Below are 25,139 nucleotides of genomic sequence, written 5' to 3' on the forward strand. Positions count from 1 at the left end.
TTTAAGCGTGTCGGAATGTATTCAACTTTGCTGACAAGACTTGATGGCGTTCCCTGTTGAAACGCTTAGCGGGGATACAGTGCGCCGAGCACGCGTTCGCCGGCGGCGCCGGTTACCTCCGGCAGATTGCCGGCCAGGCGGCGCAGAAAGCGCCAGCCCAGCCAGGCGAAGGCGGCGGCCTCGACCTGATGCTCGGGCAGGCCCAGTTCCGCGGTGCCGGTGATGCGCTGTTGCGGCAGCAAGGCGGCCAAGCGGCGCATCAGCGCGCTATTGCGCGCGCCGCCGCCGCAGACGTACACCGCCTGGTTGCTCGCGCAGTGCAGGGTGATGGCCTGGGCGATGCTGAGCGCGCTCAATTCCAGCAGCGTGGCCTGCACATCGACCGCGGGCACATGGCGGCCCAGCAGCTTCTGCTCCAGCCAGGGCAGGTCGAACAGATCGCGGCCGGTGCTCTTGGGCGGCGGCTGCAGGAAGAAGGACTCGGCCAGCAATGTCTGCAGCAGCGAGGCGTCCACCTGGCCCTGGGCGGCCCACTGGCCGTCGGCGTCGTAGGGACTGCCCTGATGGCGTTGGCACCAGGCGTCCATCAGCATATTGCCCGGACCGCAGTCGAAGCCGATGACGGGCAGATCCGGGTGCAGCCGGGTCAGATTGCTGATGCCGCCGATGTTCAAGATCACGCGGCCTTGCCGCGGCGCGCCGAATACCGCCTGGTGAAAGGCCGGCACCAAGGGCGCGCCCTGGCCGCCGGCGGCCAGGTCGCGGCTGCGGAAGTCGGCGATCACATCGATGCCGGTCAATTCGGCGAGGCGGGCCATATTGCCGGCCTGCCAGGTGTAGCCGGCGTCCGGCGCGTGGCGTATGGTCTGGCCATGGCAGGCGACGGCGGCGATGTCCGCCGGCGTGAGCGCTTGCGCGGCCAGCAGGCCGTTGACCGCCTGGGCGTACAGCTCGGCCAGTTCATTGGCCAGCCTGGCGGCGCGGTCCAGCTCGTTGTCGCCGCGGGCTTGCAGCGCCAGCGCCTGTTCGCGCAGCCGCGGCGGATAGGCGAGGAAGTGGTCGGCCTCGACGCTGGGCGCGCCCTGTTCGTCGAAACGCACCAGCACGGCGTCGACGCCGTCCAGGCTGGTGCCGGACATCAGTCCGATCAAGCGTTCATTCATCAGTCTAGCAGTGCGATATTGGTGGGCAGCTCGCGCAGCAATTGCAGGTGAGCGGTCAACTGCCGGTTGCCGGATTTGAATTCAGCCAGCTGAGTGCTGCTCAGTCCCGGCGTCGGCAGCGCGTTGGTGGCCGGGTCCACCGCCTGGCCGTTGATCCGCACTTCGAAGTGCAGATGCGGGCCGGTGGAGCGGCCGGTGCTGCCGACATAGCCTATCACTTCGCCGGCCTTGACGCTCTTGCCGGCGCGGGCGCCCTTGGCGAACTGGCTCATGTGCGCGTACAGCGTGGTCATTTTCTGATTGTGGCGGATTTCCACCATATTGCCATAGCCGTTCTGGCGCTCCACCTTGACCAGGGTGCCGTCGGCCGGCGCGATGATGGGGGTGCCGGAGGCGGCGGCGTAGTCCACGCCGGAATGCAGGCGCAGCGAGCGCAAGATAGGGTGCTTGCGGAAGCCGAAGCCGGAACTGATGCGGGCATTGGCCACCGGCTGCTGGCTGAAGCCTTGCTTGATCGGCTTGCCCTGCGCGTCGTAGTAGGCGCCGGATTCGCTGTCGTGGGCGAAGTAGAACGCCTGGTGCAGCTTGCCGGCGCGCTTGATTTCCACCGCCAACAGATTGCCGGCCGCGATGGGCGCGCCGTTGTAGAGCAGGGTTTCGTACACCAGATTGATGCGGTCGCCCTTGCCCAGGGAGTTGATGTTGAACTGGTCGGCGAAGATTTCCGTCAGCTGGGCGCGGATGTCGCGCGGCACCTGGGCCTTGGCCAGCGCGGCGCTGACCGAGCGGGTGATGGGCAGCGAGCGCACCGTCTGCACCGCTTCGGTGGCGATGGGATCGGCGCTGGCCTGCCATTCGCCGTTGACCTTCTCGATGGCCACCAGCACCTGTTCGCCGTTTTCATCGTCGTTGAGGAAGCGCAGGCCGAACAATTCGCCCAGATCGTTGGTTTGCACCGACACCGTGGCGCCGGTCTTCAGCTTGAGCAAATCCTTGGACAGCGGGCTGGAATGCAGGAAGCGGTTGGCCTCGCTGTCGCGGATGCCCAGGCGGTTCAGCACGCGGGCGATGGTGTCGCCGCGCTGGATCGCCTCGTCGCGCCAGTAACGGGTGGCGCTTTCGCTGAAGGAAAAGGCCGGCAGGCTCAGCTGCTCGGTCACTTCTTTTTGCAAGACTTCCGGCTTGGCGGGCTGGGCGCCGTTCTGGGCCACGGCAAAGGCGGTGGCCATGCCGAACAGCGGCAGCGAAGCGGCTATGCCCAGCAGGCTCAGGTGATTGTTCACCAGCTTGTGGAAGCAGTTTTGCGGGATATGTAGCAGTTTGCGATAATCCATCGTTCACTTAAAAAAGGCTGGCATCGCCAACCTTTGTCGTTCCGTATGTGCGCCAATCACAGGCCTTGCGGCCGCGTCTGGATGTTTGGAGCGCTGACGCGACATAAGTTCCTGTGCAAACTGTAAATTATAGCCGCGATTCCGGATGCTATCGGCCTGATTGCGCCTGGCTGCGATGCCATGGCGTTTTTGCAAGGCTTTGATATTACTTCGATCTCGCCATCCTTGTGTAGCGATAAATGAAATTGACATTGCTGTTGCCGGGTTTGCTCTGGCTGGACGGCCACGACGGCGCCGATGTGTGCAAGGGCTTGGAAATGCCGGCCCTGCAGCGTTTGCTGGGCCAGGGCGCGCGCCTTGAACGGCCGGCGGCCTTGAGCGAAATGCTGGCTGCTCCGTGGCGCGGTTCGACCGAGGGCCTGGCGCGCTTGCTGGCGCGGCAGGCCGGCTTGCCGGCGGAGCAGGGGGATTGGCTGCTGGCCGATCCGGTGCATCTGCGCGTGGACCGCGACCGCGCCTTGCTGGCCGATATCGGCGTGATGAGCTTGAGCCAGGCGGAGGCGGACGAATTGGCCGCCGCGCTGAACCGCCATTTCGCCGAGGACGGCTGGCGCATCCATCCGCTGGAACCGGGACGCTGGCTGCTGCAGTTGGAGGCCGCCGCGGCCGCCAGCTTCACGCCCTTGCCGGACGCGGTGGGCGAGGACGTCAACGCCCACCTGCCGCGGGGCGAGCGCGGCCTGGACTGGAGCCGGCTGCTGAATGAAGCGCAGATGCTGTTGTACACCCATCCGCTGAACGACGCGCGCGAGGCGCGAGGCGAACTCAGCGTCAACAGCCTGTGGCTATGGGGCGGCGGAGCCGAGCCGGACTGGCGCGCGCCGGCCGAGCAGGTGTTCGCCGACGAGGACTGGCTGGGCCTGATCGCCGCCGAGGCCGGCGCGCCTTGTCTGCCAGCGCCTTACGACTTCGCCGGCTTCATCGACCAGGCCGGCGGCCGCGACAGCCTGCTAGTGCTGGACGCGTTGCAGGCGGCGGCGCAATACCGCGACGCCTGGGGTTGGCGCGACGCGCTGCTGCGGCTGGAGCGCGACTGGTTCGCGCCGCTGTTGCAGGCGCTGCGCCAAGGCCGCATCGACAGCCTGACGCTGCGCGCGCACGGCCCCAGGGGGCTGGAATTGAACATCCGCCGCAATGATCTATGGAAATTCTGGAAGCGGCCGCTGCCGTTGTCCGCCTTGTACTGAGAAAACATGTCCCGAATCGTCCCCCGCGCCATACCGGCCGACACCCAGGAACAATTGCTGCGCCAGGGCTTGAGCCCGCTGATGGCGCGGCTATACGCCGCGCGCGGCATCTGCGACTGCGCCGAGCTGGATTACGGCCTCAAGGCCTTGCTGCCCTATCAGGATCTGAAAAATATCCAGCCGATGGCCAGCCGGCTGGCCGACGCCGTCGCCGCCGGTCAGCGCCTGCTGGTGGTGGCCGACTACGACGCCGACGGCGCCACCGCCTGCGCGGTGGCGGTCAAGGGCCTGTCCATGCTGGGCGCGCGCGTGGATTTCATCGTGCCCAATCGCTTTGAATACGGTTATGGCCTGACGCCGGAAATCGTTGAGCTGGCCGCGCGTCAGAACCCGGACATCATCGTCACCGTCGACAACGGCATCGCCAGCGTCGACGGCGTGCTCGCCGCCAAGGCGCGCGGCATCGAGGTGCTGGTCACCGATCACCACCTGCCCGGCGATGTGCTGCCTGAGGCGCTGATCGTCAATCCGAATCAGCCCGGCTGCGAATTCCCGTCCAAGAACCTGGCCGGCGTCGGCGTGATGTTCTACGTGCTGCTGGCCTTGCGCGCCGAAATGCGCCGGCGCGGCGTGTTCGACGAGCGCGGCCAGCCCAATCTGGGCGAGTTGCTGGACTATGTGGCGCTGGGCACGGTGGCCGACGTGGTGCGGCTGGATCAGAACAACCGCACCCTGGTGGAGAACGGCCTCAAGCGCATGCGCGCCGGCCGCATGACGCCGGGCATCGCCGCGCTGTTCCGCGTCGCCGGCCGCGCCCATTACAAGGCGAATACCTTCGACCTCGGTTTCACGCTGGGCCCGCGCCTGAACGCCGCCGGCCGCCTGGACGACATGAGCCTGGGCATCGCCTGCCTGCTGGCCGCCAACGAGGAGCAGGCGATGCGGCTGGCGCAGCAGCTGGATCAGCTCAACCGCGAGCGGCGCAGCATAGAGCACGGCATGCAGGACGAGGCGCTGGCGGCGCTGTCCGGCATCGACGCCGACAACCGCTATACGCTGAGCCTGTTCCGCGACGATTGGCATCAGGGCGTGGTCGGCATCGTCGCCTCGCGGCTGAAGGAGCGCTTCCACCGGCCGGCCATTGTGTTCGCGCCCGGCGACGATGGCGAAATCAAGGGCTCGGGCCGCTCGATTCCCGGCTTCCATCTGCGCGACGCGCTGGATCTGGTGTTCAAGCGCCATCCCGGCCTGATCCTCAAGTTCGGCGGCCACGCGATGGCGGCCGGCCTGAGCCTGCGGCAAGCGCGTTTCGACGAATTCCAGCGCGCCTTCGAGGCGGTTGCGCGCGAACTGCTGGAGGAGCGCCATCTGACCCGCACCATAGAAACCGACGGCAGCCTGGCACCGCGCGAACTGAACCTGGTCTTCGCCGAACAATTGGCGGCCGAGGTCTGGGGCCAGGGCTTCCCGGTGCCATATTTCCACGACCGCTTCGCGGTGATGAGCCAGCGCGTGGTCGGCGACAAACATCTGAAGCTGCGGCTGGCGCGCGACGGCGAGGAGTACGACGCCATGCTGTTCAACCAGGTGGAGTGGCTGCCGGACAATGTCGACGCGGTCTACCAACTGATCGCCAATGAGTGGCAGGGCCGCAAGGAGCTGCAAGTGTATTTGCAGCATTGGACTGCGGTGTGAGCTCGCGCTTCTTGGTGTTGACCGGCGGTCCGGGCGCCGGCAAGAGTGCCTTGCTGGAAGCCTTGCGCGCAGCCGGACATTCGGTGATGGACGAGGCCGGCCGCGCCATCATCCAGGATCAGGCGTTGATAGGCGGGCGCGCCTTGCCCTGGGTGGATCCTCGCGCCTTTGCCGAGGCGATGCTGGGCTGGGAACTGCGCAGCCTGCGGCTGGCGGCGGGCTTGCCCGGTCCGGTGTTCTTCGATCGCGGCCTGCCCGATGTGTTGGGCTATCTCGACTTGCTCGGCCTGCCGATTCCCGCTCATATGCAAGCCGCCGCCGAGCGTTTTCCCTATCATCGCCATGTGTTCTTGTTGCCGCCGTGGCGCGAGATATTCGTGCAGGACCAGGAGCGCAAGCAGAGTTTCGCCGAGGCTGAGCGCACTTGCGCCGCGATGGAGCGCACCTATCGGCGTCTGGGTTATCACATCATCGAAGTGCCGCCGGCACCCTTGGCGCAACGGCTTAGCTTCATCGTCGAACAGTCGTTGCCGGACCGCGGGATGCGGGCCGGCCAATTAGAGGTCACGTAATGGAAATGTTGGTGATCGGCTTGTTGCTGGGGCTGCTGGCCGCCGGCGCGGCCGCGACCGTGCTGCGCGGTCGTCTCGCGCGGCAGGCGGCTGACCTGCAGGCGCAGCAGGAAATGACGCGCCTGCAATTGGATGAATGCCGGCAGCGGGAACGGGTCGCGCTGGCTCAGGCGCAGCAACAAGGGCAGCAGTTGGGCGACATCCAGACCCAGTTGGGTGCTTATGTGGCGCGCGCTCAGCGCGTGCCGGAACTGGAGCGGCAGGCGCAGGAGCGGGATAAGCAGTTGGACCAGTTGCAAGCGGAGCTGCGCCGTGTCGGCGCGCTGCTCGCCGCCAGCGAAGAGCAGGGCAAGATGTTGACCGCGCTGCAGGGGCGGGCGCAGACGCAGGGCGAGGAAATCACCCGGCTCACCGCGCGCGAGCAGGAATTGACGACCTTGCTGGAGCAGGAGCGCGGCCAGAATGCTGAAAAACTGGAGCTGCTGCGCGAGGCGCGCGAAAGCATGGCGGCGCAATTCAAGGCGCTGGCCGGCGACATCCTGGAGGAGAAGGCCAAGCGTTTCACCGAGCAAAACCAGCAGAACCTGGATCACCTGCTCAGCCCCTTGCAGCAGCGCTTGCAGGATTTCGGCAAGCTGGTGCAGGACAGCTATGAAAAAGACAGCCAGGGGCGCTTGTCGCTGGAGGCGGAGCTCAAGCGCCTGCAGGAGCTCAATAGCCGGCTGGGCGACGACGCTGCGGCGCTGACCAATGCCTTGACCGGCGCCAGCAGCAAGGCGCAGGGCACCTGGGGCGAGATGGTGCTGGAACGGGTGCTGGAGACTTCCGGCCTGCACAAGGACCGCGAATACCGGGTGCAGGTGTCCGATGTGGTGGCCGGCGAGGACGGCGTCCGCCGCTACCAGCCCGACGTGGTGATAGACCTGCCGGAAGGCAAGCAGCTGGTGGTGGACTCCAAGGTGTCGCTGAACGCCTATGTGCGCTATACCGCGGCCGAGGACGAGGCCGAGCGCGCGGCGGAAATGAAAGCCCATGTCGCGGCCATCCGCGCCCATATCCGCACTTTGTCGGAAAAGCGCTATCAGGATCTGTACCGCTTGAACACCCTGGATTTCGTGTTCATGTTCATCCCGGTGGAACCGGCCTATCTGCTGGCGGTGCAGCAGGACATGAGCCTGTTCAGCGAGGCTTTCGAGCGCCGCATCATGATAGTCGGTCCCAGCACCCTGCTGGCGACGCTGCGCACCGTGGCCAGCATCTGGCGCTATGAATACCAGAACCAGAACGCGCAGGAGATCGCGCGTCAGGGCGGCGCCTTGTACGACAAGTTCGTCGGCTTCGCCGGCAATCTGGAGAAACTGGGCAAGCAGCTGGACAATGCGCGCGACAGCTTCGGCGACGCGATGAAACAGCTGTCCAGCGGCCGCGGCAACCTGGTGGCCAGCGCCGAGCGCCTGCGCAAACTGGGGGTACGCAATAACAAGCAATTGCAGCAGCATCTTAAACTGGGCGCCGAGGAAGAGCCGGGCGAAGACGAGGTCGGCGAACCGCTTCCGGACTGACGGAAGTCAGTTGGAGATGACCGTTTCGTGATAGAATACAGGCTGTCATTACTTAATGCTGGCCGCCCTGCGGCGGGCGCGTGAATGCACCCGCAATCGCAGGGCGGCCTGTTCATCCTTACGAATCAAGAAACTATGACCGATAACCTGTTCGCCAAGGAAACCATCCCCATCAGCCTCGAAGAGGAGATGCGCCGCTCTTATCTGGATTACGCGATGAGCGTGATCGTGGGCCGCGCCTTGCCTGATGTGCGCGATGGCCTGAAGCCGGTGCACCGTCGGGTGCTGTACGCCATGCACGAGCTGTCCAACGACTGGAACCGCGCGTACAAGAAATCGGCGCGTATCGTTGGCGATGTGATCGGTAAATACCACCCGCACGGCGACACCGCGGTGTACGACACCATCGTGCGCATGGCGCAGGACTTCTCGCTGCGCTACCCCTTGGTGGACGGTCAGGGCAACTTCGGTTCGGTGGACGGCGACAACGCCGCCGCGATGCGTTACACCGAAATCCGCATGGCGCGCATCGCCCATGAACTGCTGGCCGACATCGAGAAGGAAACCGTGGACTTCGGTCCCAACTATGACGGCTCCGAACACGAACCGCTGATCCTGCCGGCCAAGATCCCCAATCTGCTGATCAACGGCTCCTCCGGCATCGCCGTGGGCATGGCCACCAATATTCCGCCGCACAATCTGAACGAGGTGGTGGACGCCTGCCTGGCCTTGCTGGCCAATAGCGATCTGACCATAGACGAGCTGATCGACATCATTCCGGCGCCTGATTTCCCCACCGCCGGCATCATCTACGGCACCGCCGGCGTCAAGGAAGGCTACCGCACCGGCCGCGGCCGCGTGATCATGCGCGCGCGCGTCCATTTCGAAGACATCGGCAAGGGCGACCGCCAGGCCATCATCGTCGACGAGATCCCGTACCAGGTGAACAAGGCGCGGCTGCTGGAACGCATCGGCGAGCTGGTGCGCGACAAGCAGATCGAGGGCATCTCCGACCTGCGCGACGAGTCCGACAAGTCCGGCATGCGCGTGGTGATCGAGCTCAAGCGCGGCGAAATGCCGGAAGTGGTGCTCAACCACCTGTACAAGCTGACCCAGCTGCAGGACAGCTTCGGCATCAATATGGTGGCGCTGGTGGACGGCCAGCCGCGCTTGTTGAACCTGAAGCAGATCCTGGTGGAATTCCTGCGTCACCGCCGCGAAGTGGTGACCCGCCGCACCATCTTCGAACTGCGCAAGGCGCGCGAGCGTGGCCACATCCTGGAAGGCCTGGCCGTCGCGCTGTCCAACGTCGACGAAATCATCGCGCTGATCAAGGCGTCGGAAACCCCGCCGCAGGCCAAGATCGCGCTGATGGAGCGCGAATGGCGTTCGCCGCTGGTCGAGGAAATGCTGTCGCGCGTGGATCAGGACAAGGCGCGTCCGGACGGCCTGGCCGAAGAATTCGGCCTCAAGGCCAATGGCTACCGCCTGTCCGACGCCCAGGCCCAGGCCATCCTGGAAATGCGCCTGCAGCGCCTGACCGGCCTGGAGCAGGACAAGATCGTCGCCGAATACCGCGACATCATGGCGGTGATTCTGGACTTGCTGGACATCCTGGCCAAGCCGGAACGCATCAACCAGATCATCAGCGACGAACTGTCCGCCATCCGCGCCCAGTTCGGCGACGCGCGCCGCTCCGAGATCGAGCCCTTCGGCGGCGACATCAATATCGAGGACCTGATCACCCCGCAAGACATGGTGGTGACCATCTCCCATACCGGCTACATCAAGGCCCAGCCGATCGACGACTACAGCGCCCAGCGCCGTGGCGGTCGCGGTAAGCAGGCGGCGGCCACCAAGGACGATGACTTCATCGACACCTTGTTCGTGGCCAATACCCACGATTTCGTGCTGTGCTTCTCCAGCCGCGGCCGCTGCTACTGGCGCAAGGTCTACGACCTGCCGCAGGGTGGCCGTCAGAGCCGCGGCAAGCCCATGGTCAATGTGCTGCCGCTGGAAGAGGGCGAGAAGATCAACGCGCTGCTGCCGGTCAAGGAATTCCGCGACGACCAGTACGTGTTCATGGCCACCGCCGACGGCACCGTGAAGAAGACGCCGTTGCGCGCCTTCTCCAAGCCGCGCGCGGCCGGCATCATCGCCATCAACCTGGACGAAGGCAATTACCTGATCGGCGTGGCGCTGACCTGCGGCAAGAGCGTGGCTGGCCAGGGCGACGAGGATGACGAGGCCATCGTGGAGGAAGACATCGCGGTCGAAGGCGAACTGATCGAGGATGGCCTGCCGGTCGAGGGCGATCAGGTGATGTTGTTCTCCGACGCCGGCAAATCGGTGCGCTTCAGCGAAAGCCAGGTGCGGCCGATGGGACGCACTTCCAGAGGCGTGCGCGGCATGAAGCTGGGCGAGGGCCAGAAGCTGATCTCCCTGCTGGTGACCAACTCCGAAGACCAGATGGTGCTGACCGCCAGCAACGGCGGCTACGGCAAGCGTACCCGCACCGGCGACTTCCGCCTGACCAGCCGCGGTACCCAGGGCGTGATCGCGATGGACCTGACCGACAAGACTGGCTTCAAGCTGGTGGCGGCCAGCCTGGTGGAAGAAACCGACGACGTGATGCTGATCACCACCGGCGGCGTGCTGATCCGCACCAAGGTGGCGGAAGTGCGCGAAACCGGCCGCTCCGCCCAGGGCGTGCGCCTGATCAATCTGGACGAAGGCGAGCAGCTGATCGGCCTGGAAAAAGTGGCGGAAGGCGATAGCGACGACGAGGCGGAAGCCTTGGATGGCGAAGGCGAGGATGCCGCGAACGAGGGCGGCGAGGCATGATTCCGACGCCGGCCAATCAGCAGGTGCTGGAGGCGATGAGCCAGCTCTTCGTCTCCTTCCCGCACTGCGTCACCCTCGGCATCGAGTATGTCGGCACCGAGGGCCGCAAGGTGACGCTGAAGGCGAACTGGCGCGAAGACCTGGTGGGCAATCCGGTCACCGGCATCCTGCACGGAGGCGTGATCACCTCCTTGGTGGACACCTGCAGCGCGGTGGCGGTGACCGCTCATCTGCCGGAGATGGAAACCATAGCCACGCTGGACTTGCGCATCGACTACCTGAAGGCGGCCACGCCGGGCAAGCCCATTTTCTGTCGGGCGGAATGCTATCGTCTGGCCAGCCAGATCGCCTTCACCCGCGCGGTGTGCTATCACGAGTCGCCCAGCGATCCGATCGCCCACGGCGTCGCCACCTTCATGCGCGAATCCAGCCGTACCCCGATGTTGCCGGAGGCCGCCGCATGAGCCAGTTCATGGAGCGCTTCAACGCGCTGCGCGATCAGAAAGCCTATGCGCAAATCGTCGACGAGCTGCCCTATATCAAGCTGATGGGGGTGGAGTTGAGCGAGGACGAGGCCGGCGAACTGCTGTTCCAGCTGCCCTTTGCCGAGCGCAATGTCGGCAATACCGCTTTGCCGGCGCTGCATGGCGGGCTGATCGGCGGCTTTCTGGAAAGCGCGGCGATGCTGCACCTGATGTGGAGCCGGGAATCGCTGGAGACGCCGAAGATCGTCGATTTTTCGCTGGACTACCTGCGGCCGGGTCGGCCGCAAACCCTGTACGCCAAGTGCGAGATCACCAAGCAGGGCAAGCGGGTGGCCAATGTGCTGATCGAAGCCTGGCAAGAAGACCGGCGAAAGCCGGTCGCGGTGGCGAGAGCCCACTTCCTGCTTAGTCAATAAGCTATAACAAAGGCCCGGCGCTTCGCGATCGGGCCTTGTCGCATCTCAAGGCCCGAATCTCCGCCGGCGCGGGTGCCGAGGGCCGTCAACGCAAATAGAGGATGAACATGGCCAAAGTGTACAACTTCTCCGCCGGCCCCGCCGTGCTGCCGCACCAGGTGCTGGCCGAAGCGCAAAGCGAAATGCTGGACTGGCACGGCTCCGGCATGTGCGTGATGGAAATGAGCCATCGCGGCAAGGAGTTCATGGAAATCATCCACGACGCCGAGCACGATCTGCGCGAGCTGATGGGCATTCCCGCCAACTACAAAGTGCTGTTCCTGCAAGGCGGCGCCTCGCTGCAGTTTTCCCAGGTGCCGCTGAACCTGCTGGGCGAGCGCGACAGCATAGACATCGTCAACACCGGCCACTGGTCCAAGCTGGCGATCAAGGAAGCGCGCCGCTATGCCAAGGTGAACGTGGCGGCCAGCAGCGAGGACCGCAACTTCGCCTATGTGCCGGACGAAGCCGGCTGGCAGCGCGATCCCAAGGCGGCCTATCTGCACTATACCTCCAACGAGACCATAGGCGGCCTGCAATTCCCCTTCGTGCCGCAAAGCCTGCCGGAGGTGCCGCTGGTTTGCGACATGTCCTCGGACTTCCTGTCGCGCGAAGTGGACGTCAGCCAGTTCGGCCTGATCTACGCCGGCGCGCAGAAGAATATCGGCCCGTCCGGCCTGGTGGTGCTGATCGTGCGCGAAGACTTGCTGGGCAAGGCGCGCGCCGACCTGCCCACCATGCTCAACTACCAGGTCCACGCCGACGCCGACTCGATGTACAACACGCCGCCGACCTTCCCGATCTATATCTCCGGCCTGGTGTTCAAATGGCTGAAGGAGCAGGGCGGGGTCAAGGCCATCGCCACCCGCAACGAGGAGAAGGCCGGTCTGCTCAACCATGTGATCGAATCCAGCGGCGGTTTCTATCACACCCATATCGACGCGCCGTTCCGCTCGCGCATGAACGTGGTGTTCCGGCTCAAGGAAGAAGGGCTGGAAGAAACCTTCCTGCTGGAGGCGCGCAAGAACGGCCTGATCCAGTTGAAAGGACATCGCGCGGTCGGCGGCATCCGCGCGTCCATTTACAACGCGATGCCTATCGAGGGCGTCAAGTCCTTGGCCAACTTCATGCAGGACTTCGCGCGCATGCACGGCTGAGCCGTCGCCGCGCCGTTCCAGCCCGCCTGCCGGCGGGCTTTTTCATGGCGCTGGCGAACGAAGCCGCCGCGCCGGGGTCTACCCCCTTCGCCGCCGGCCGGATGCCGGCGGCGTTGAAAACGGGAGTTTGCATAATGAAATCGCTATTGTTCGCCGCGCTGGCCTTGAGCGGCACGGCCGCCATCGCCAAACCGCTGAGCTTGCCGGAGATTCCGGCCGGCCAGCGCCAGGTCGTCAACTATGTCTGCGCCGACGGCGCCAAGCTTAAGGTCAAGTATTACAACGCCAAGAATGGTCAGAGCTTCGCGGTGTTGCCTATCGCCGGCAAGACCCTGTTGTTGAGCAATGTGGTGTCCGGCTCCGGCGCCAAATACGCGGCCGAGCAATACAGCTGGTGGACCAAGGGGCCGGAAGGCACGCTGCGCGATGAGATCGCCGATAAGGTGTTGCTGGGCGATTGCAAGGAAAGCCGACGTTAAATGTCGGACGCCGCCGCGCGCACGGCGTCCAGCTCCGGCCGCTGCAGAAACTCCTGCAGCGGCATGGGCTTGGCAAACAGATAACCTTGCAACCAGCCCACGCCCAGCCGGCTCAAATAGGCGCGTTGCGCCTCGGTCTCCACGCCCTCCGCCACGATTTGCAATTCCAGCTTGTGCGCCAGTTCCGCCACGCTGTCCACGATGTGACTGGATGGCGCGTCCGCGCCTATGCTGGCGGTGAAGCTCTTGTCTATCTTGATGCCGTCCAGCGGCAGCTGCTGCAGATACACCAGGCTGGAATGCCCGGTGCCGAAATCGTCTATCGCTATCATCACGCCCAGCTCCCGCAAGCGCTGCAGCCGCGCGCAGGCTTCCGGCGTCGGCTCCACCATCTCTCTCTCGGTCAGCTCCAACACCAGATTCAGGCCGCCAGGCGGGAAATGGGCGAGGAACTGCCGGCAGTCGTCCAATAGCGAGTCGTCGCGCAAATGGGCGGCGGTGATATTGATACCCAAATGGAACTGCGGCGGCAAGCCGGCCCGGCCCAGGGCGCGCGCCAGCTGATGCATCATCCGCCGCGTCATCGGCACGATCATGCCGCAGTCCTCGGCGCGCGGAATGAACAGGTCCGGCCGGATCAGCCCATCGCGCGGGTGGCGCCAGCGCATCAGCGCCTCGGCTCCGTGCCAGGCCAGTCCGTCGGCGCGCACCACCGGCTGCAGAAAGGCCTCGAATTCGCCATTGTCCAGCGCGCGCTGCAGCTCAACGGTGGGCGAGGCCGGCCGGTTCAACTGCCATTGCAGCGCCGCGGCCAGCACCAGGCCCAGCGCCGCCATGCTGAAAAACACCAGCTCATAGCTGCTGCCGAGCTGGCGATACAGGTCGCGGCGGCTAAAGCCGGTGATCACGCTATAGGGGTAGTGGGCGGACTGCTGTTCTATCGTCACCAGGTCGAAACGGGGGCTGGGGCCGGCGTGGACCGCGTGATCGGGGCCGATCCAGTTCCGCCCCACTTGCATATAGACCGGGCCATGATCGCTGGCCATGTCCAGGCTGAACTGCAAATGAATACCGTCGATGGCGATGAGCACGGCGATTTCTTTGGGGCGTTTGCGGTAGATGATCAGCGGCCGTCCCGGCGTCAGCGCGTTGCCGGGCAGCAGCAACAGGTTCTGGCCCGGCCGCGCCGGTTCCGGTGGCGAGGTTTGCTGATGGTAGACGCCGAACAGCGAAGAACAATAGAGGACGCCGTTGCGCTCCAGCGTCACGCTGCGGATGAAGGGCACCACAGTCACCTGGCGGCGCAACTCTTGCTCGATCGCCCCGCAGGTCCGGCCGGTGAGCGGGAGCACCTTGTCAGCGGCCTGCTCGGCATAGCCCAGCATCATGTCCAGCATGTTTTCCGCCTGGTCGGCCTGGATGATGGCTTGCTGGCGCAGGCGCTGGCTTTCCTGCCAATAGACGATGGGGGTGATCACCAGCAAGGGCAGCACGGCGGCGACGAAAACCAGCAGCCCGCGGCTGATGCGGGCGGGCAAGGGGCGGCGGCGGGCAATCATGGCGCGGGCGAGGGAGTTGGCATGGTTCATGATATACGAGGGGGGGGCCGCTTGCCCGCGAGCTTAGTCCGCCGCCGCTTCCGGCTGCGATAGATGCACCAGGCTGAGCAGGATGAAGCCGATGAAGGCATAGGCCTTCATTTGGCCGTTCCATTGATTGGCCCACATCGCGAAATATTCACCGCCTATCACCGCGAAGCCGGTATACCAGACCAGCAGCGCCGGAATGCAGCCCAGCGTGAACCAGGTCTTGCCGCGCAGATAGGCGTCCTCGCGGCCGCATAGCGCGCCGCGCAGCATCTGGCCGCCGCCCCAGGCGCACAGCAGGCCGAACAGCAGCTCGCCGGAGATGATGGCCAGGTAGGCGGCCTGCTGCCAGCCGGGATCGGTGATGGCGCGGCTCTTCAGCGCCTGGCCGCCGAACCAGGGCTCCATGCTGTCCATCGCCAACACGTGGCGGACGAACTGCCAATTGCTATCGTAGTCCAGCATATTGCCGCTGGCGGCCAGCAGGCCGAACAGCGCGATGGACAGGGCGAGCAGGCTTTTGAAGCACTGCTGGGCGCGGCGCAAGCTTGGTTTAGGCATGGTTTCTCCTTTGGATGGGGATTGTGGAGCGGGGAATTGTGCCAGCGTGGAGCCGGGCTGTGAATGGCGGAGCGGCGCACGCAAAAAGCCCCGCCGAAGCGGGGCTGAGGGATGGCGCGCGGGCAGGGTTCAGAACCAGCCGCCGTAACGCTTGATATAAATGGTCTTCACCGTCTGGGCCAGCGTCATGTAGCCGAGCATGGTGGCGAGCAACCACCAGAAGTAGCTGCTGTCCAGCTTGACGAAGCCTATGCTGTCCGCCAGCGGCGAGAACGGCAGGTAGCAGCCGATGAGGATGGCCAGCGTGGTGGACAGCAGGACCGGCAGCGAGGCGGTGCTTTGCAGGAAGGGGATCTTGCGCGTGCGCAGCATGTGCACCACCAGGGTCTGCGATACCAGGCTTTCGATGAACCAGCCGGAGTGCATGATGTCGGCGCCGCCGCTGCTGATGCCCTGGGCCTGGCCGGCGTAGTAGGCGGCTCCGGCGCCGAACACCGTCCACATCAGCGCATAGGTGGTGATGTCGAACACCGAGGAAGTGGGCCCAATCCACAGCATGAAGCGCTTGATGTTGTCGGCTTCCCATTTGCGTGGCTTTTTCAGGAACTCGGGATCCATCTTGTCCCAGGGCAGCACCATCTGCGATACATCGTAGATCAGGTTCAGGATCAGCAGATGCATCGCCAGCATCGGCTCCCACGGCAGCCAGGCCGAAGCCACCAGTACCGAGAACACATTGCCGAAGTTGGAACTGGCGGTCATGTTCAGGTACTTCAGGATGTTGCCGAAGGTTTCACGCCCCTTGATCACGCCTTCTTCCAGCACCATCAGGCTCTTTTCCAGCAGGATGATGTCGGCGGTTTCCTTGGCGATGTCGGCGCCGCTGTCCACCGAGATGCCGACGTCGGCGTCGCGCAGCGCCGGCGCGTCGTTGATGCCGTCGCCGAGGAAGCCGACGGTGTGGCCGTTGGCCTGCAGGGCCTTGACCACGCGCGATTTCTGCAGCGGAGTCAGCTTGGCGAAGATAGTGGTGTGCTTGACCGCGCTGCACAGCGCCACATCGTCCATCTGGTCGATGTCCTTGCCCACCAGCGGCACGCCGGGGCTGAGGCCCACTTCGCGGCATACCTTGGCGGTGATGATGGGGTTGTCGCCGGTCAGCACCTTGACCGCCACGCCGTACTCCTTCAGCGCGCGGATGGCCGGCGCCGCGGAGTCCTTGGGCGGGTCGAGGAAGGTCAGGAAGCCGCGCACCACCAGCTGGGCTTCGTCATTGGTCTTGTAATTGCGCTTGGCTTCTTCGGCCGGAATGTCGCGGGTGGCGACCAGCAGCACGCGGTAGCCCTCGGCGTTGTAGTCCTGGCTGCGCTTGAGCAGGGCGGCCCGATCTTCCTCGCTCAGCGGCTTCACTTGCTCGCCGTCCTGCACATGGCTGGAGACGGCCAGCATTTCTTCCACCGCGCCTTTGGAAATCAGCAACTGGCGGCCACGCTGGTTTTCCACGATCACCGACAGCCGGCGACGCACGAAGTCGAACGGCATTTCGTCCACCTTGCTGTAGCCGCTGGGCTTGACGCGGTTGCCCAGCTCATCGGCGTGCTCCACCACGGCAATATCCATCAGGTTCTTCATGCCGCTCTGGTGGAAGCTGTTCAGCCAGGCCAGTTGCAGCACGCCCTCGTCCTTGAGCCCATGGATATTGTAATGGTGTTCCAGGATGATCTTGTCCTGGGTCAGGGTGCCGGTCTTGTCGGTGCACAGCACGTCCATCGCGCCGAAGTTCTGCACCGAATTCAGACGCTTGACCACTACCTTGCGCCGCGCCATCGCCACCGCGCCCTTGGCCAGGTTGGCGGACACGATCATCGGCAGCATTTCCGGGGTCAGGCCCACGGCCACCGCCAGCGCGAAGGTCAGGGCGGACATCCAGTCGCCCTTGGTCAGGCCGTTGATCATGAACACCACCGGCACCATCACCAGCATGAAGCGGATCAGCAGCCAGGACACGCTGTTGACGCCGCGGTCGAAGCTGGTTTCCACCCGCTTGTGGCTGACTACATTGCGCGCCAGCGAGCCGAAATAGGTGTCGGTACCGGTGGCCACCACGATGGCGGAAGCCTTGCCGCTGACCACATTGGTGCCCATGAAGCAGATATTGGGCAGGTCAAGCAGGTCCAGCAGCTCGGCGTCGCCGTTGATCTGGCCATTGGCGGACTTTTCGGCCACCGAGCCCAGGGTGTCGTACTTCTCCACCGGCAAGGCCTCGCCGGTCAGCACCGCCTGGCTGATGAAGAGATCGCGGGATTCGATCAGCTTGATGTCGGCGGGAATCATGTCGCCGGCCTGCAGGTGCACGATGTCGCCGGTCACCAGCTCGCTCATCGCGATTTCCTGGCGGATCGGGCTGCTGCCGTTGGCCGGGCGCCGCTGCACGGTGGCGGTGTTGCGCACCAGCGATTTCAGCTTTTCCGCCGCCTTGGCGGAGCGGAACTCCTGCCAGAAGCGCAGCAGGCCGCTGATGCTGATCATGGTCACCAGGATGATGATGCCGGTCCATTCCTGTTCGCCCGGCTGGGCGAAGTAAACGTCGGTGAAGTAGTTGATGGCGGCCAGCACCATCAGCACGATGACAAAGGGGTTGTTGAAGGCCTGCGCCAGCTGGATCAGCGGGTGCGGGGCCTTGTCGTGGGCCACTTCGTTGGCGCCGAACTGGGCGTAGCGCTGATGCGCTTCCGCCATGGTCAGGCCGTCGAGATGGCCGCGCACATGTTGCAGGGTTTCTTCTACGGAGCTTTCGGCTTCCTGTACCGCGCGGATGGCCGGTTTTTCCTGTTTCGCGCCAGGGGTGGCGACATAGCCTTTCAGCTTGTGCCGGCTGGTGGTGTGTTTCGTCATTTCATGTCTCCTGCGCGGGGCCCGGCGCAGCATCGGTCTTCGCCGGGTCAGGCGGGACGGATGTCTGGCGGGCGCAGCGCAGCGGGTGTCGCGGATATTCTGGTTTGGAAGTGGGCGCCCGCCTGCCTTGTTGTCGGTGTGTGCAGGGCGGGCGGTAGCGGGTAACTGTCGTCGGTCATGCGGTGTTTCCTTTGCAAATGAGATGGTGAGAGGGGATTGAATCGGCGGCCGCCCGCGGCTCAGCCCAGGGCCAGCGGCCGCACGGTGTTGGACCACTCCGGGCGGCTGTGCCCGGGCAGGATGTCCAGCCGCACCCGGGTCAGCGGCAGATTGCCCAGCCGCTGCATGACGGCTTCCAGAAAGTGCATGGAAGCATCGCCGCGGGAGCGGAATTCGGTGGCCAGCATCCAGTTGGCCGGCGCGCCGGAGGCGTGGCATTCGCCGGCGAGCATGGTTTCGTTCCAGCTGGACACTTTCAAGCCGTGTCCCTGCGCGGCGCTGCGGATTTCCCTGCGCACGGACTTGACCGCCTGCGTTGGGCAGATGACCGACAGCTGGTAGCGTTGCGGCCGGATGTTGTGGCGGATGATGTCGTTCATGGCGATCTCCTAGCGATGGCCGTCCGCGGCGTGCGGACGTGCCGCCCCCTGCCTTGCGGCATGCAATAACAGGGCTTGGTTTGACGGAGGCGAGGCGCGCGCGCCGCTCACGCCGCCGTCAGGCGGCGGAGATCAGGCGGGGCGGGCGGCCTCGGGTCTGCAAGATCGAGGTTCCGGTTCTTCAGACATGGCTGGCCTTTATTGGAGGATGGATTCGAATGCTTCAGGCGCTGATGGCCCAGCGTCGGGTCGGCGAGCGGGGTTCCGACTTGCGGCGACCCCAACGCACGCGATGGATTTCCGGCATCTTGCTCAGGCGCAAGGCCATTTCATTGAAGGCTTTGCGCAGAGCGGGCGGGCATTCCAGCTTTACGCTCAGGCAGGCTTGCCCGGCATTGGTCGCGGGCGTGATGGTGACTTGGGTCGCCGCCAGGCCCAGCATGTGCATTTCCCAGAACAATTGCTTGCGCAGCGCGGTAATCACCGGGATGTCACATGTCACGTTCAGGTGGCAGCTGGTTTCGTTTTGGCGTTTGGCTGGATTGCGGACAAGGTAATTAAATAACCAAGCCAGTTTATTTGGGCGCATATTTCACTCCCTCATTTTCTATTTGAAAATGCGACAGGCAGCATTATTCTCTTCTGTGTTTTATAGTCGCAGAAATGAAAATAAATCCAATGGTCGTTTGCGATGGTCGGCGGCGGCTAATTGGCCAGTCCCGCTGTCGCAATAAGGGAGAGGCTCAGATCAGCAATTCGCCATGGGCCGGCACGGTCGCGGTTCAGGGTCTTCAATCAACATCAGAACCTCCTGCTGGTGGGCAGCGTTTGCGATTTAAAGTGGCGCCGGGGCATCCCCGGGCGGCGGTTATCAGGCGACCGGTGGCCGCCAAGTGAGCGTTCAGTGCGCCAGATTGGCCCGCTGGGCCAATAGAAAGGCGCGGTTGGGCACGCGCGGGCGTTGCGCATGGCGCGCCCAGTGCACCCGATTGACCTGCGGCAGCTGACAGAAATGAGCCGCCAGCTGGTTCAGGCTGCGGCTGGCCGCGTCAGGGCAGGCGAACAGCACGCTCAGACAGGCCAGCTCATTGTCGCCGGCGGTCAAGGCGATGCGTTCCACCTCCAGGCCGTGTGCATGCAGCTGCTTGGCGGCTTGCACGCGCAGCATGGTCAGATCGGCGTGCACGCAGAAAATATTCAATTGGTAAACGGCGGCTGGCGCGGCGATTTTGCCCGGGCGCAGCAGGTTTGCCAGTTTGGCGATCAAGCGCATGGTATTCCCCCCGTTGCGATGCAAGGAGGACGCGACGAAATCCGAAGGCAAACGCCGTAAAGGGGCGGTCAAGCGCGATCAGGCGGATAAGACGCCCGCGTGGCGCGAGTCTGGCGATGTCTGGGGTTGGCCCTTGGGCCTGGGGTCCGGATGCTGCCGGCGGCTTGATCAGGCGTGCCGCTGTTGAGTCTTAATCCGGATGTTTAGACACCACACCCTGTCATTGCAGGATGTGGCAGAGAAGAGAGTCTGCTAAATCCTGCAAGACGGCGTTGCGATACAAGATCGACTACTTCCGTCGTTGTCCACGATGAACCTTTGCAGTATTTAAGATGCTCGGATTATAGGGGGCTTTTTGGCGCTAGGCAATCCTGAATCAAACTTTTTTGTGCTTTTGTGTGCGCCGCAACACTAAATAAGCGACGAGCATGAGGAATCAAAATGGGCGGGCCTTATTTCATGCTGGCGTGGCGCGATTTTATTGACGTGGTTTGATATAGGCGGCAATTGCCAGAGGTTCAATCCGCGCCATAAGCGTAAGGTCCGCCTTGTTCCAGCGCGGCCCGGTAGGCCGGGCGCGCGTGGATGCGGCAGAGGAAGTCCAGCGCGCGAGGGTGCTCGGCGCTCAAGACGCCGCGCGCGCGCGCCGCTTCCAGCGGAAAGCTCATCTGGATGTCGGCGGCGCTGAAGGCGGCGCCGGCGAACCAGCCGGTGCGCGCCAGCTGCCGGTCGGCATGAGCGAGCAGCTGTGTCAGCAGCGGTTGCAGATAAGCACCGCGGACGCCGGCGGCCAGCTTGCGCGCCAGCGGGCGCAGCCACCAGGGTACCGGCGGCTGTTCCAGCCGTGACAGCACCAGGCTCATCACCAGCGGCGGCATCAGCGAGCCTTCCGCATGGTGCAGCCAGAAGCGGTAGTCGTGGCTTTCCGGCGTGCCGGCCGCGGGCTTGAGCCGGCCGGAGCCATAGCTGTCCACCAGGTATTCGATGATGGCGCCGGATTCCGCCAGCGTCAGCTCGCCGTCGCAGATTACCGGGGATTTGCCGAGTGGATGCACCGCCTTCAGTTCGGGCGGCGCGAGCAGGGTGACCGGGTCGCGCTGGTAGTGCTGCACCCGGTAATGCAGGTTCAGTTCTTCCAATAACCACAGCACGCGCTGCGAGCGCGAATTATTCAGATGATGGACGATGATCATGGGCGGGTTTCCAGGGCTAGATGGGCAAGCGGCTGCCGGCCTTGATCTCGCGCAGCGCCAGGCTGGAATGAATGGCGTGCAGGCCGGGCGTCTTGCGCAGCACGGTTTCGATGAAGTCGCTGTAGGCGTCCAGGCTGGGCGCGACCACTTGCAGCAGGTAGTCGGCGTCGCCGGTGATCTTGTGACAGGACAGCACCTCCGGGCGTTCCTGCATCTGCAGCTCGAAGCGGTTGGGCGCATCGTCGGCGTGCTCGCCGAAGCTGAGCCGCACGAAGGCCAGCACATCGTAGCCCAGTTTGCGGCGGTCCAGATTGGCTTGATAGTCCTTGATATAGCCGGCTTCCTCCAGGCGCTTCAGCCGCCGCCAGCACGGCGTGACGCTGAGGGATAGCCGCTCCGCCAGCTTGGGGTTGGACAGGGAGCCATCTTGCTGCAGCAAGCGCAGCAGCGTTTTATCGGTATCATCCAGCGGGGTTTTGAGTCTATTCATGCTCAATCATCGCTTTTTAAGAGTCTATTCTTGCTCCAGATTAGCGCTATGGGAGGCGTAAAAGCAAAACTATTGCCATGGCCTGGGCGCATACTTTCGCTATCGCGATTAAAGGGAGGGTGGAGAATGCTGACGATTTACAGCGATGCGCATCATTTGCATCACGGTTGCGAACTGAAGGACGGGGTGTTGATGCCCTGTTTCGAGCAACCGGGGCGCGCGGACACCATTCTGGCGCGGGTGCGGGCGATGGGGCTGGGGCCGGTGGCGGCGCCGGGAGAGTATGACAGCGCGCGCTATGCGCGGGTGCACAGCGCGCGCTATGTGCGTTTTCTTGAGCAAGCCTGGGACGAGTGGGCGGCCACAGGCCGCAGTCACGACGCCTTGCCGCTGATCTGGCCGGTGCGCGACCTGCGCAGCGATATCGAGCCGGAGTTCATCGACGGCAAGCTGGGTTTCTACGCGATGGACGCCGGCGTGGCGATCACCGCCGGCACTTGGCGCGCGGTCAGCGCCAGCGCCAACCTGGCATTGACCGGCATGGACGCCTTGCTGGCTGGAGAGAGCAGCGCTTTCGCGTTGTGCCGTCCGCCCGGCCATCATGCCGCGGCCGAGTATATGGGCGGCTATTGCTATCTGAACAATGCCGCGATCGCGGTGCAGTCCTGCCTGGACGGCGGCGCGCGCCGGGTGGCGCTGCTGGACGTGGATTACCACCATGGCAATGGCGGGCAGAGCATCTTTTACCTGCGCGACGATGTGATGTTCCTGTCCCTGCACGGCGATCCCAAATCTTCCTATCCATATTTTTCCGGCCATCGCGACGAGGCGGGCGCCGGCGCCGGCCTGGGCTTCAATCATAATTACCCGCTGCCGCATGGCACTGGCTGGCCGGCCTATGGCGAGGCCTTGCGCCACGCCTGCGGGAGAATAGCCGCCTATGCGCCGGACGCGCTGGTGGTGTCATTGGGGGTGGACACCTTCAAGGAAGACCCGATCAGCCAGTTCCGCCTGGAGAGGGAGGACTTCCTGCGCCTGGGCGAAACCCTGGGCGGCCTAGGCTTGCCCACGCTATTCGTAATGGAGGGTGGTTATATGGTGGACGATATCGGCGTCAATGCCGTCAATGTGCTGATGGGTTTTGAGGGGAGAGCCGGCGGAATTTGATCTGGATCAGTCCGGGCGCGGAAAATCGCCGTGCCCAACGGTCAGCTCACCGCGCTTGTATAAAAAATGTAAAAAGCATAGAGTGGCGGGTGTAAAATTGCTTACACCCGACAACTTCAGAGTTATTTCTCATGAAAAGCGGCCATCCTGATTCCGCAGATCGAAGTCCCAGCGCTGTTTACCAGCATTTTTCTCCTCAGTTGCCGCTGGCTGACGCCAAGCGCCACTTCAAATGGCGGCCCAGCGCGCGCCAGGAGGAGGCTTTGCTGCATGCGGCGCTGATTGCCTGTATCGCCTTGGTGGCCTTGTTCGCCTTTTTGCGCCACTGAGCGCCGCCGCGCGCCAATCGATATTTCTGATCCGCCGTGTTGAAAGTTTGAGCATGAGTTGGACGGCGCGCGCCGCTCTCGCGGCGGAGCGACGGATCACAAACCTCTTCTAAGAGCCTGTTCAAAGTCTGCTGCGCTTCGTGAGACGTGGCAGGGTGAGTACGGCTTCGAAATGCTCATTTCTCAGCCGTTTTCGCCTTGTTTCGCTCTTGCTTGCTGGAACGTAAACAGGGTCTAAGCCGGCTGCGTCTGCTCCGCCAGATGGATTTCGCGGCGCAGCTGTTTCAGCGTTGGCGTCACGATGGCGATGAAGCTGGCCTCGCGCAAGCGGCGCTGCGCCGGGTGCGACAGCAAATAGCCGGCGGCGCCGGCGTGCAGCTGGGCCGACATCGCCGCGCGCAGGCACAGCTCGCTGACCTCGGCGCGCAGCCGCAGCACGCGCGGCGCGGCCAGCTGACCGGCCTCGGCCAGCGGCGCCAGCGTCTTGGCCTCGCGCCACAGCGTGGCCAGTTCCGCCGCCAACTCATCATAGGAATGGTCCAGCCAGCGGTTCTGCTCGCCGTCGCGGCGGTTGGCGGCCAGGATATCGTCCAGGCAGCCCTGCACAATGCCCAAGCCCACCGCCGCCTGCGCCAGCACGAAACCGGGGCGCACGCGCCGGATGAAGCCGGCGAAGGCGGCCGGTTCGGCCAATACCCGCTCCGGCGTGATCAGGACCTGATCCAGCTTCACACACAATGTGCGGGTGCCGCCCATGCCGGCGATGGGCGGGCCGGCGTTCAGTTGTACGCCCGGCGTGTCGCAGTCGACGAGGAAGGCCAGCTTGTCCCCGTCGGCGCAGGCCGCGGCGGCGGCGAACAGGTGGCCGGCGCCCAGGTTGGACACCCAAGGCAGCTCTCCGCTGATCCGGTAGCCCTGTGGGCAGGGCTCGGCGCGCAAGCGCATCGGTTCCAGCCCGGCCAGATGCTTGATGGCGTTGGACAGGCCGGGGCCGCCCAGGAGGCGGCCGGCGGCCAGCTCGGCCAGGATGGTCTGCAACTCGGCGCGCGGCGCGGCGTGAAGCAGCAGGTAGACGCAGGCGCTTTGGCACCAGGCCAAGAAGGCGGTGCTGCCGCATGCCGCGCCCACTTCGGCGATGGCCGCCATCAGCGTGGCCAGGCCCAGGCCGCTGCCGCCGCGCTCGGCCGGCAGCAAGGCGGCGTAGGCGCCGTCGTCGCCCAGGCCGCGCAGCATGGCTTGCGGGTATAAGGCTTGTTGATCGATGGCGGTGGCTTGCGGCGCCAATTGCTGGCGCACGCGTTGATCGATGCGGCGCAACAGGGCTAGGGCTTCGGCTTGGTGCATGACGATGGGCGAGGGTTGGTTGATTTCAGCGGCATTCTGGGCGCGATGGGCGGCGCTGTCCATGCGTGCAGCATGCCATCTGTTCATATCGGAGCGCCGGACAGCGGAACTTGGCCGCGCCATCCTGGCTCTATCCTGTTTTCATTGACACCGTTCCCGCCGCGCCTAGGCGCGGGCAGTCCATACCGCGGAACGGGGAAAGGTTCCGATGAGCGCATCTCCCACTTTATCCCTTGGCCTGCTGTTGGCCGCGCTGGGCCTGGCAGGCCCCAGCCTGGCGCTGGACCTGGATCTCAAGCCGGCGCAGTCCGAAGCGCCCGGCCCCGCGGCCAAGCCGCCGCCGGGCTGGAGCCTGGGCTATGACAGCAAGCGCTTCAACTACCCGCCGTCCGAGCGCACCCGCCAGTTGGCGGACCAGGCGCTGCGCAGCAAGCAGGAGCCCAAGACGCCGGTGGACTGCCAAAGCCATCCCGGCTATGCCTATTGCCAGCCCAAGGGCGCCGAACGCGCCTACGCCTCCGCGCCGCCCCAGCCCATGGGCAGCGCCAAGCATTGCGATCAGGACCCGTATGCGCCGCAATGCGCGGACAGCGCCTTGCAGTTGAGCACCCGCAACAGCAATTGCGCGCCGGACGACAGCAACTGCCAGGGACTGGGCCTCAGCCTGAAGTGGGGCGACTGAGCCGGCGTCCGGGGCTGGACGGGACGC

General features: G+C 64.5%; 23 protein-coding genes. 12 read left to right on the forward strand and 11 right to left on the reverse strand.

The window, feature by feature from the left end; all coding sequences use genetic code 11:
* Positions 1–65: 65 nt before the first annotated feature.
* Both ACE3QM_RS13510 and ACE3QM_RS13515 read right to left on the reverse strand, forming a co-directional pair.
* Entirely contained in the window at positions 66–1,163 is a 1,098-nt protein-coding gene (locus ACE3QM_RS13510; RefSeq protein ID WP_374422534.1) for an anhydro-N-acetylmuramic acid kinase, read from the reverse strand.
* Positions 1,163–2,497, reverse strand: a complete 1,335-nt coding sequence (locus ACE3QM_RS13515) for a M23 family metallopeptidase (RefSeq protein ID WP_048411006.1) — start codon at positions 2,495–2,497, stop codon at positions 1,163–1,165. The genes ACE3QM_RS13510 and ACE3QM_RS13515 overlap by 1 nt, the downstream gene beginning before the upstream one ends.
* 239 nt (positions 2,498–2,736) lie before the next feature.
* Between ACE3QM_RS13515 and ACE3QM_RS13520 the strand changes: the two genes are divergently transcribed.
* From ACE3QM_RS13520 to ACE3QM_RS13560, 9 genes are all read left to right on the forward strand, one after another.
* Positions 2,737–3,744, forward strand: coding sequence for a hypothetical protein (locus tag ACE3QM_RS13520; RefSeq protein WP_374422537.1), 1,008 nt, complete (start codon positions 2,737–2,739; stop codon positions 3,742–3,744).
* A 6-nt stretch (positions 3,745–3,750) separates the two neighbouring features.
* Complete coding sequence (gene recJ / locus ACE3QM_RS13525) at positions 3,751–5,439, forward strand: single-stranded-DNA-specific exonuclease RecJ (RefSeq protein WP_374422539.1); 1,689 nt, start codon at positions 3,751–3,753, stop codon at positions 5,437–5,439.
* Complete coding sequence (locus tag ACE3QM_RS13530) at positions 5,436–6,011, forward strand: AAA family ATPase (protein WP_374422541.1); 576 nt, start codon at positions 5,436–5,438, stop codon at positions 6,009–6,011. The genes recJ and ACE3QM_RS13530 overlap by 4 nt, the downstream gene beginning before the upstream one ends.
* A complete protein-coding gene (gene rmuC / locus ACE3QM_RS13535) occupies positions 6,011–7,573 on the forward strand; it encodes a DNA recombination protein RmuC (RefSeq protein WP_374422543.1) in 1,563 nt (520 codons plus the stop codon). The genes ACE3QM_RS13530 and rmuC overlap by 1 nt, the downstream gene beginning before the upstream one ends.
* A gap of 135 nt (positions 7,574–7,708) precedes the next feature.
* Entirely contained in the window at positions 7,709–10,417 is a 2,709-nt protein-coding gene (gyrA, locus tag ACE3QM_RS13540; RefSeq protein ID WP_231464200.1) for a DNA gyrase subunit A, read from the forward strand.
* Entirely contained in the window at positions 10,414–10,881 is a 468-nt protein-coding gene (locus ACE3QM_RS13545) for a PaaI family thioesterase (RefSeq protein ID WP_231464198.1), read from the forward strand. The genes gyrA and ACE3QM_RS13545 overlap by 4 nt, the downstream gene beginning before the upstream one ends.
* Entirely contained in the window at positions 10,878–11,318 is a 441-nt protein-coding gene (locus ACE3QM_RS13550; RefSeq protein ID WP_048410999.1) for a PaaI family thioesterase, read from the forward strand. The genes ACE3QM_RS13545 and ACE3QM_RS13550 overlap by 4 nt, the downstream gene beginning before the upstream one ends.
* A gap of 107 nt (positions 11,319–11,425) precedes the next feature.
* Positions 11,426–12,514 (forward strand): 3-phosphoserine/phosphohydroxythreonine transaminase, encoded by a 1,089-nt coding sequence (gene serC / locus ACE3QM_RS13555; protein ID WP_374422546.1) that lies wholly within the window; start codon positions 11,426–11,428, stop codon positions 12,512–12,514.
* A 134-nt stretch (positions 12,515–12,648) separates the two neighbouring features.
* Positions 12,649–12,993, forward strand: coding sequence for an MliC family protein (locus ACE3QM_RS13560; RefSeq protein ID WP_374422549.1), 345 nt, complete (start codon positions 12,649–12,651; stop codon positions 12,991–12,993).
* On the opposite strand, the gene ACE3QM_RS13565 is transcribed toward ACE3QM_RS13560, so the two are convergent.
* The 8 genes from ACE3QM_RS13565 to ACE3QM_RS13600 all read right to left on the reverse strand — a co-directional run bounded on the left by ACE3QM_RS13565 (position 12,990) and on the right by ACE3QM_RS13600 (position 21,590).
* On the reverse strand, positions 12,990–14,582 hold the full coding sequence (locus ACE3QM_RS13565; protein ID WP_374422551.1) for an EAL domain-containing protein: 1,593 nt from the start codon (positions 14,580–14,582) through the stop codon (positions 12,990–12,992). The genes ACE3QM_RS13560 and ACE3QM_RS13565 overlap by 4 nt on opposite strands.
* 33 nt (positions 14,583–14,615) lie before the next feature.
* Entirely contained in the window at positions 14,616–15,140 is a 525-nt protein-coding gene (locus ACE3QM_RS13570) for a DUF2165 family protein (protein ID WP_374422553.1), read from the reverse strand.
* A gap of 129 nt (positions 15,141–15,269) precedes the next feature.
* On the reverse strand, positions 15,270–18,035 hold the full coding sequence (gene mgtA / locus ACE3QM_RS13575; RefSeq protein WP_374422555.1) for a magnesium-translocating P-type ATPase: 2,766 nt from the start codon (positions 18,033–18,035) through the stop codon (positions 15,270–15,272).
* Positions 18,036–18,274: 239 nt separating this feature from the next.
* Positions 18,275–18,634, reverse strand: a complete 360-nt coding sequence (locus ACE3QM_RS13580; RefSeq protein WP_374422558.1) for a hypothetical protein — start codon at positions 18,632–18,634, stop codon at positions 18,275–18,277.
* 223 nt (positions 18,635–18,857) lie between these two features.
* Positions 18,858–19,136, reverse strand: coding sequence for a hypothetical protein (locus tag ACE3QM_RS13585; RefSeq protein ID WP_374422560.1), 279 nt, complete (start codon positions 19,134–19,136; stop codon positions 18,858–18,860).
* A 399-nt stretch (positions 19,137–19,535) separates the two neighbouring features.
* Positions 19,536–19,907: a hypothetical protein gene (locus ACE3QM_RS13590; RefSeq protein WP_231464184.1), complete on the reverse strand. Its 372-nt coding sequence runs from the start codon at positions 19,905–19,907 to the stop codon at positions 19,536–19,538.
* Positions 19,908–20,425: 518 nt separating this feature from the next.
* Positions 20,426–21,100 carry a glutathione S-transferase family protein gene (locus tag ACE3QM_RS13595; protein WP_374422563.1) on the reverse strand — a complete coding sequence of 225 codons (675 nt, stop codon included), beginning with the start codon at positions 21,098–21,100 and terminating at the stop codon, positions 20,426–20,428.
* Positions 21,101–21,116: 16 nt separating this feature from the next.
* Positions 21,117–21,590, reverse strand: a complete 474-nt coding sequence (locus tag ACE3QM_RS13600; protein WP_231464183.1) for an Lrp/AsnC family transcriptional regulator — start codon at positions 21,588–21,590, stop codon at positions 21,117–21,119.
* Between the two features lie 126 nt (positions 21,591–21,716).
* On the opposite strand from ACE3QM_RS13600, the gene ACE3QM_RS13605 reads away from it, so the two are divergent.
* Positions 21,717–22,757 carry a histone deacetylase family protein gene (locus tag ACE3QM_RS13605; protein ID WP_374422565.1) on the forward strand — a complete coding sequence of 347 codons (1,041 nt, stop codon included), beginning with the start codon at positions 21,717–21,719 and terminating at the stop codon, positions 22,755–22,757.
* 200 nt (positions 22,758–22,957) lie between these two features.
* Positions 22,958–23,086, forward strand: a complete 129-nt coding sequence (locus tag ACE3QM_RS13610; protein ID WP_255360819.1) for a hypothetical protein — start codon at positions 22,958–22,960, stop codon at positions 23,084–23,086.
* A 234-nt stretch (positions 23,087–23,320) separates the two neighbouring features.
* On the opposite strand, the gene ACE3QM_RS13615 is transcribed toward ACE3QM_RS13610, so the two are convergent.
* A complete protein-coding gene (locus ACE3QM_RS13615; RefSeq protein ID WP_374422568.1) occupies positions 23,321–24,517 on the reverse strand; it encodes an acyl-CoA dehydrogenase family protein in 1,197 nt (398 codons plus the stop codon).
* Positions 24,518–24,638: 121 nt separating this feature from the next.
* Here ACE3QM_RS13615 and ACE3QM_RS13620 point away from each other — a divergent pair, with 121 nt between their 5' ends.
* A complete protein-coding gene (locus ACE3QM_RS13620) occupies positions 24,639–25,112 on the forward strand; it encodes a hypothetical protein (protein WP_374422570.1) in 474 nt (157 codons plus the stop codon).
* Positions 25,113–25,139 lie beyond the last annotated feature (27 nt).

Origin of the sequence: Chromobacterium sp. (assembly GCF_041912965.1) — a bacterium.
Classification (GTDB): Bacteria; Pseudomonadota; Gammaproteobacteria; order Burkholderiales; family Chromobacteriaceae; genus Chromobacterium; species Chromobacterium aquaticum.

Excerpts from the sequence above, each read along its gene's own strand:
- ACE3QM_RS13545 (WP_231464198.1), top strand. The coding sequence starts at position 10,414 with ATGATTCCGACGCCGGCCAATCAGCAGGTGCTGGAGGCGATGAGCCAG.
- ACE3QM_RS13615 (WP_374422568.1), bottom strand. The coding sequence starts at position 24,517 with ATGAACAGATGGCATGCTGCACGCATGGACAGCGCCGCCCATCGCGCC.
- ACE3QM_RS13560 (WP_374422549.1), top strand. The coding sequence starts at position 12,649 with ATGAAATCGCTATTGTTCGCCGCGCTGGCCTTGAGCGGCACGGCCGCC.
- mgtA (WP_374422555.1), bottom strand. The coding sequence starts at position 18,035 with ATGACGAAACACACCACCAGCCGGCACAAGCTGAAAGGCTATGTCGCC.
- ACE3QM_RS13510 (WP_374422534.1), bottom strand. The coding sequence starts at position 1,163 with ATGAATGAACGCTTGATCGGACTGATGTCCGGCACCAGCCTGGACGGC.
- ACE3QM_RS13570 (WP_374422553.1), bottom strand. The coding sequence starts at position 15,140 with ATGCCTAAACCAAGCTTGCGCCGCGCCCAGCAGTGCTTCAAAAGCCTG.
- ACE3QM_RS13590 (WP_231464184.1), bottom strand. The coding sequence starts at position 19,907 with ATGCGCTTGATCGCCAAACTGGCAAACCTGCTGCGCCCGGGCAAAATC.
- ACE3QM_RS13550 (WP_048410999.1), top strand. The coding sequence starts at position 10,878 with ATGAGCCAGTTCATGGAGCGCTTCAACGCGCTGCGCGATCAGAAAGCC.
- ACE3QM_RS13565 (WP_374422551.1), bottom strand. The coding sequence starts at position 14,582 with ATGAACCATGCCAACTCCCTCGCCCGCGCCATGATTGCCCGCCGCCGC.
- ACE3QM_RS13580 (WP_374422558.1), bottom strand. The coding sequence starts at position 18,634 with ATGAACGACATCATCCGCCACAACATCCGGCCGCAACGCTACCAGCTG.
- recJ (WP_374422539.1), top strand. The coding sequence starts at position 3,751 with ATGTCCCGAATCGTCCCCCGCGCCATACCGGCCGACACCCAGGAACAA.
- rmuC (WP_374422543.1), top strand. The coding sequence starts at position 6,011 with ATGGAAATGTTGGTGATCGGCTTGTTGCTGGGGCTGCTGGCCGCCGGC.
- ACE3QM_RS13595 (WP_374422563.1), bottom strand. The coding sequence starts at position 21,100 with ATGATCATCGTCCATCATCTGAATAATTCGCGCTCGCAGCGCGTGCTG.
- ACE3QM_RS13515 (WP_048411006.1), bottom strand. The coding sequence starts at position 2,497 with ATGGATTATCGCAAACTGCTACATATCCCGCAAAACTGCTTCCACAAG.
- ACE3QM_RS13620 (WP_374422570.1), top strand. The coding sequence starts at position 24,639 with ATGAGCGCATCTCCCACTTTATCCCTTGGCCTGCTGTTGGCCGCGCTG.
- serC (WP_374422546.1), top strand. The coding sequence starts at position 11,426 with ATGGCCAAAGTGTACAACTTCTCCGCCGGCCCCGCCGTGCTGCCGCAC.
- ACE3QM_RS13520 (WP_374422537.1), top strand. The coding sequence starts at position 2,737 with ATGAAATTGACATTGCTGTTGCCGGGTTTGCTCTGGCTGGACGGCCAC.
- ACE3QM_RS13600 (WP_231464183.1), bottom strand. The coding sequence starts at position 21,590 with ATGAATAGACTCAAAACCCCGCTGGATGATACCGATAAAACGCTGCTG.
- gyrA (WP_231464200.1), top strand. The coding sequence starts at position 7,709 with ATGACCGATAACCTGTTCGCCAAGGAAACCATCCCCATCAGCCTCGAA.
- ACE3QM_RS13605 (WP_374422565.1), top strand. The coding sequence starts at position 21,717 with ATGCTGACGATTTACAGCGATGCGCATCATTTGCATCACGGTTGCGAA.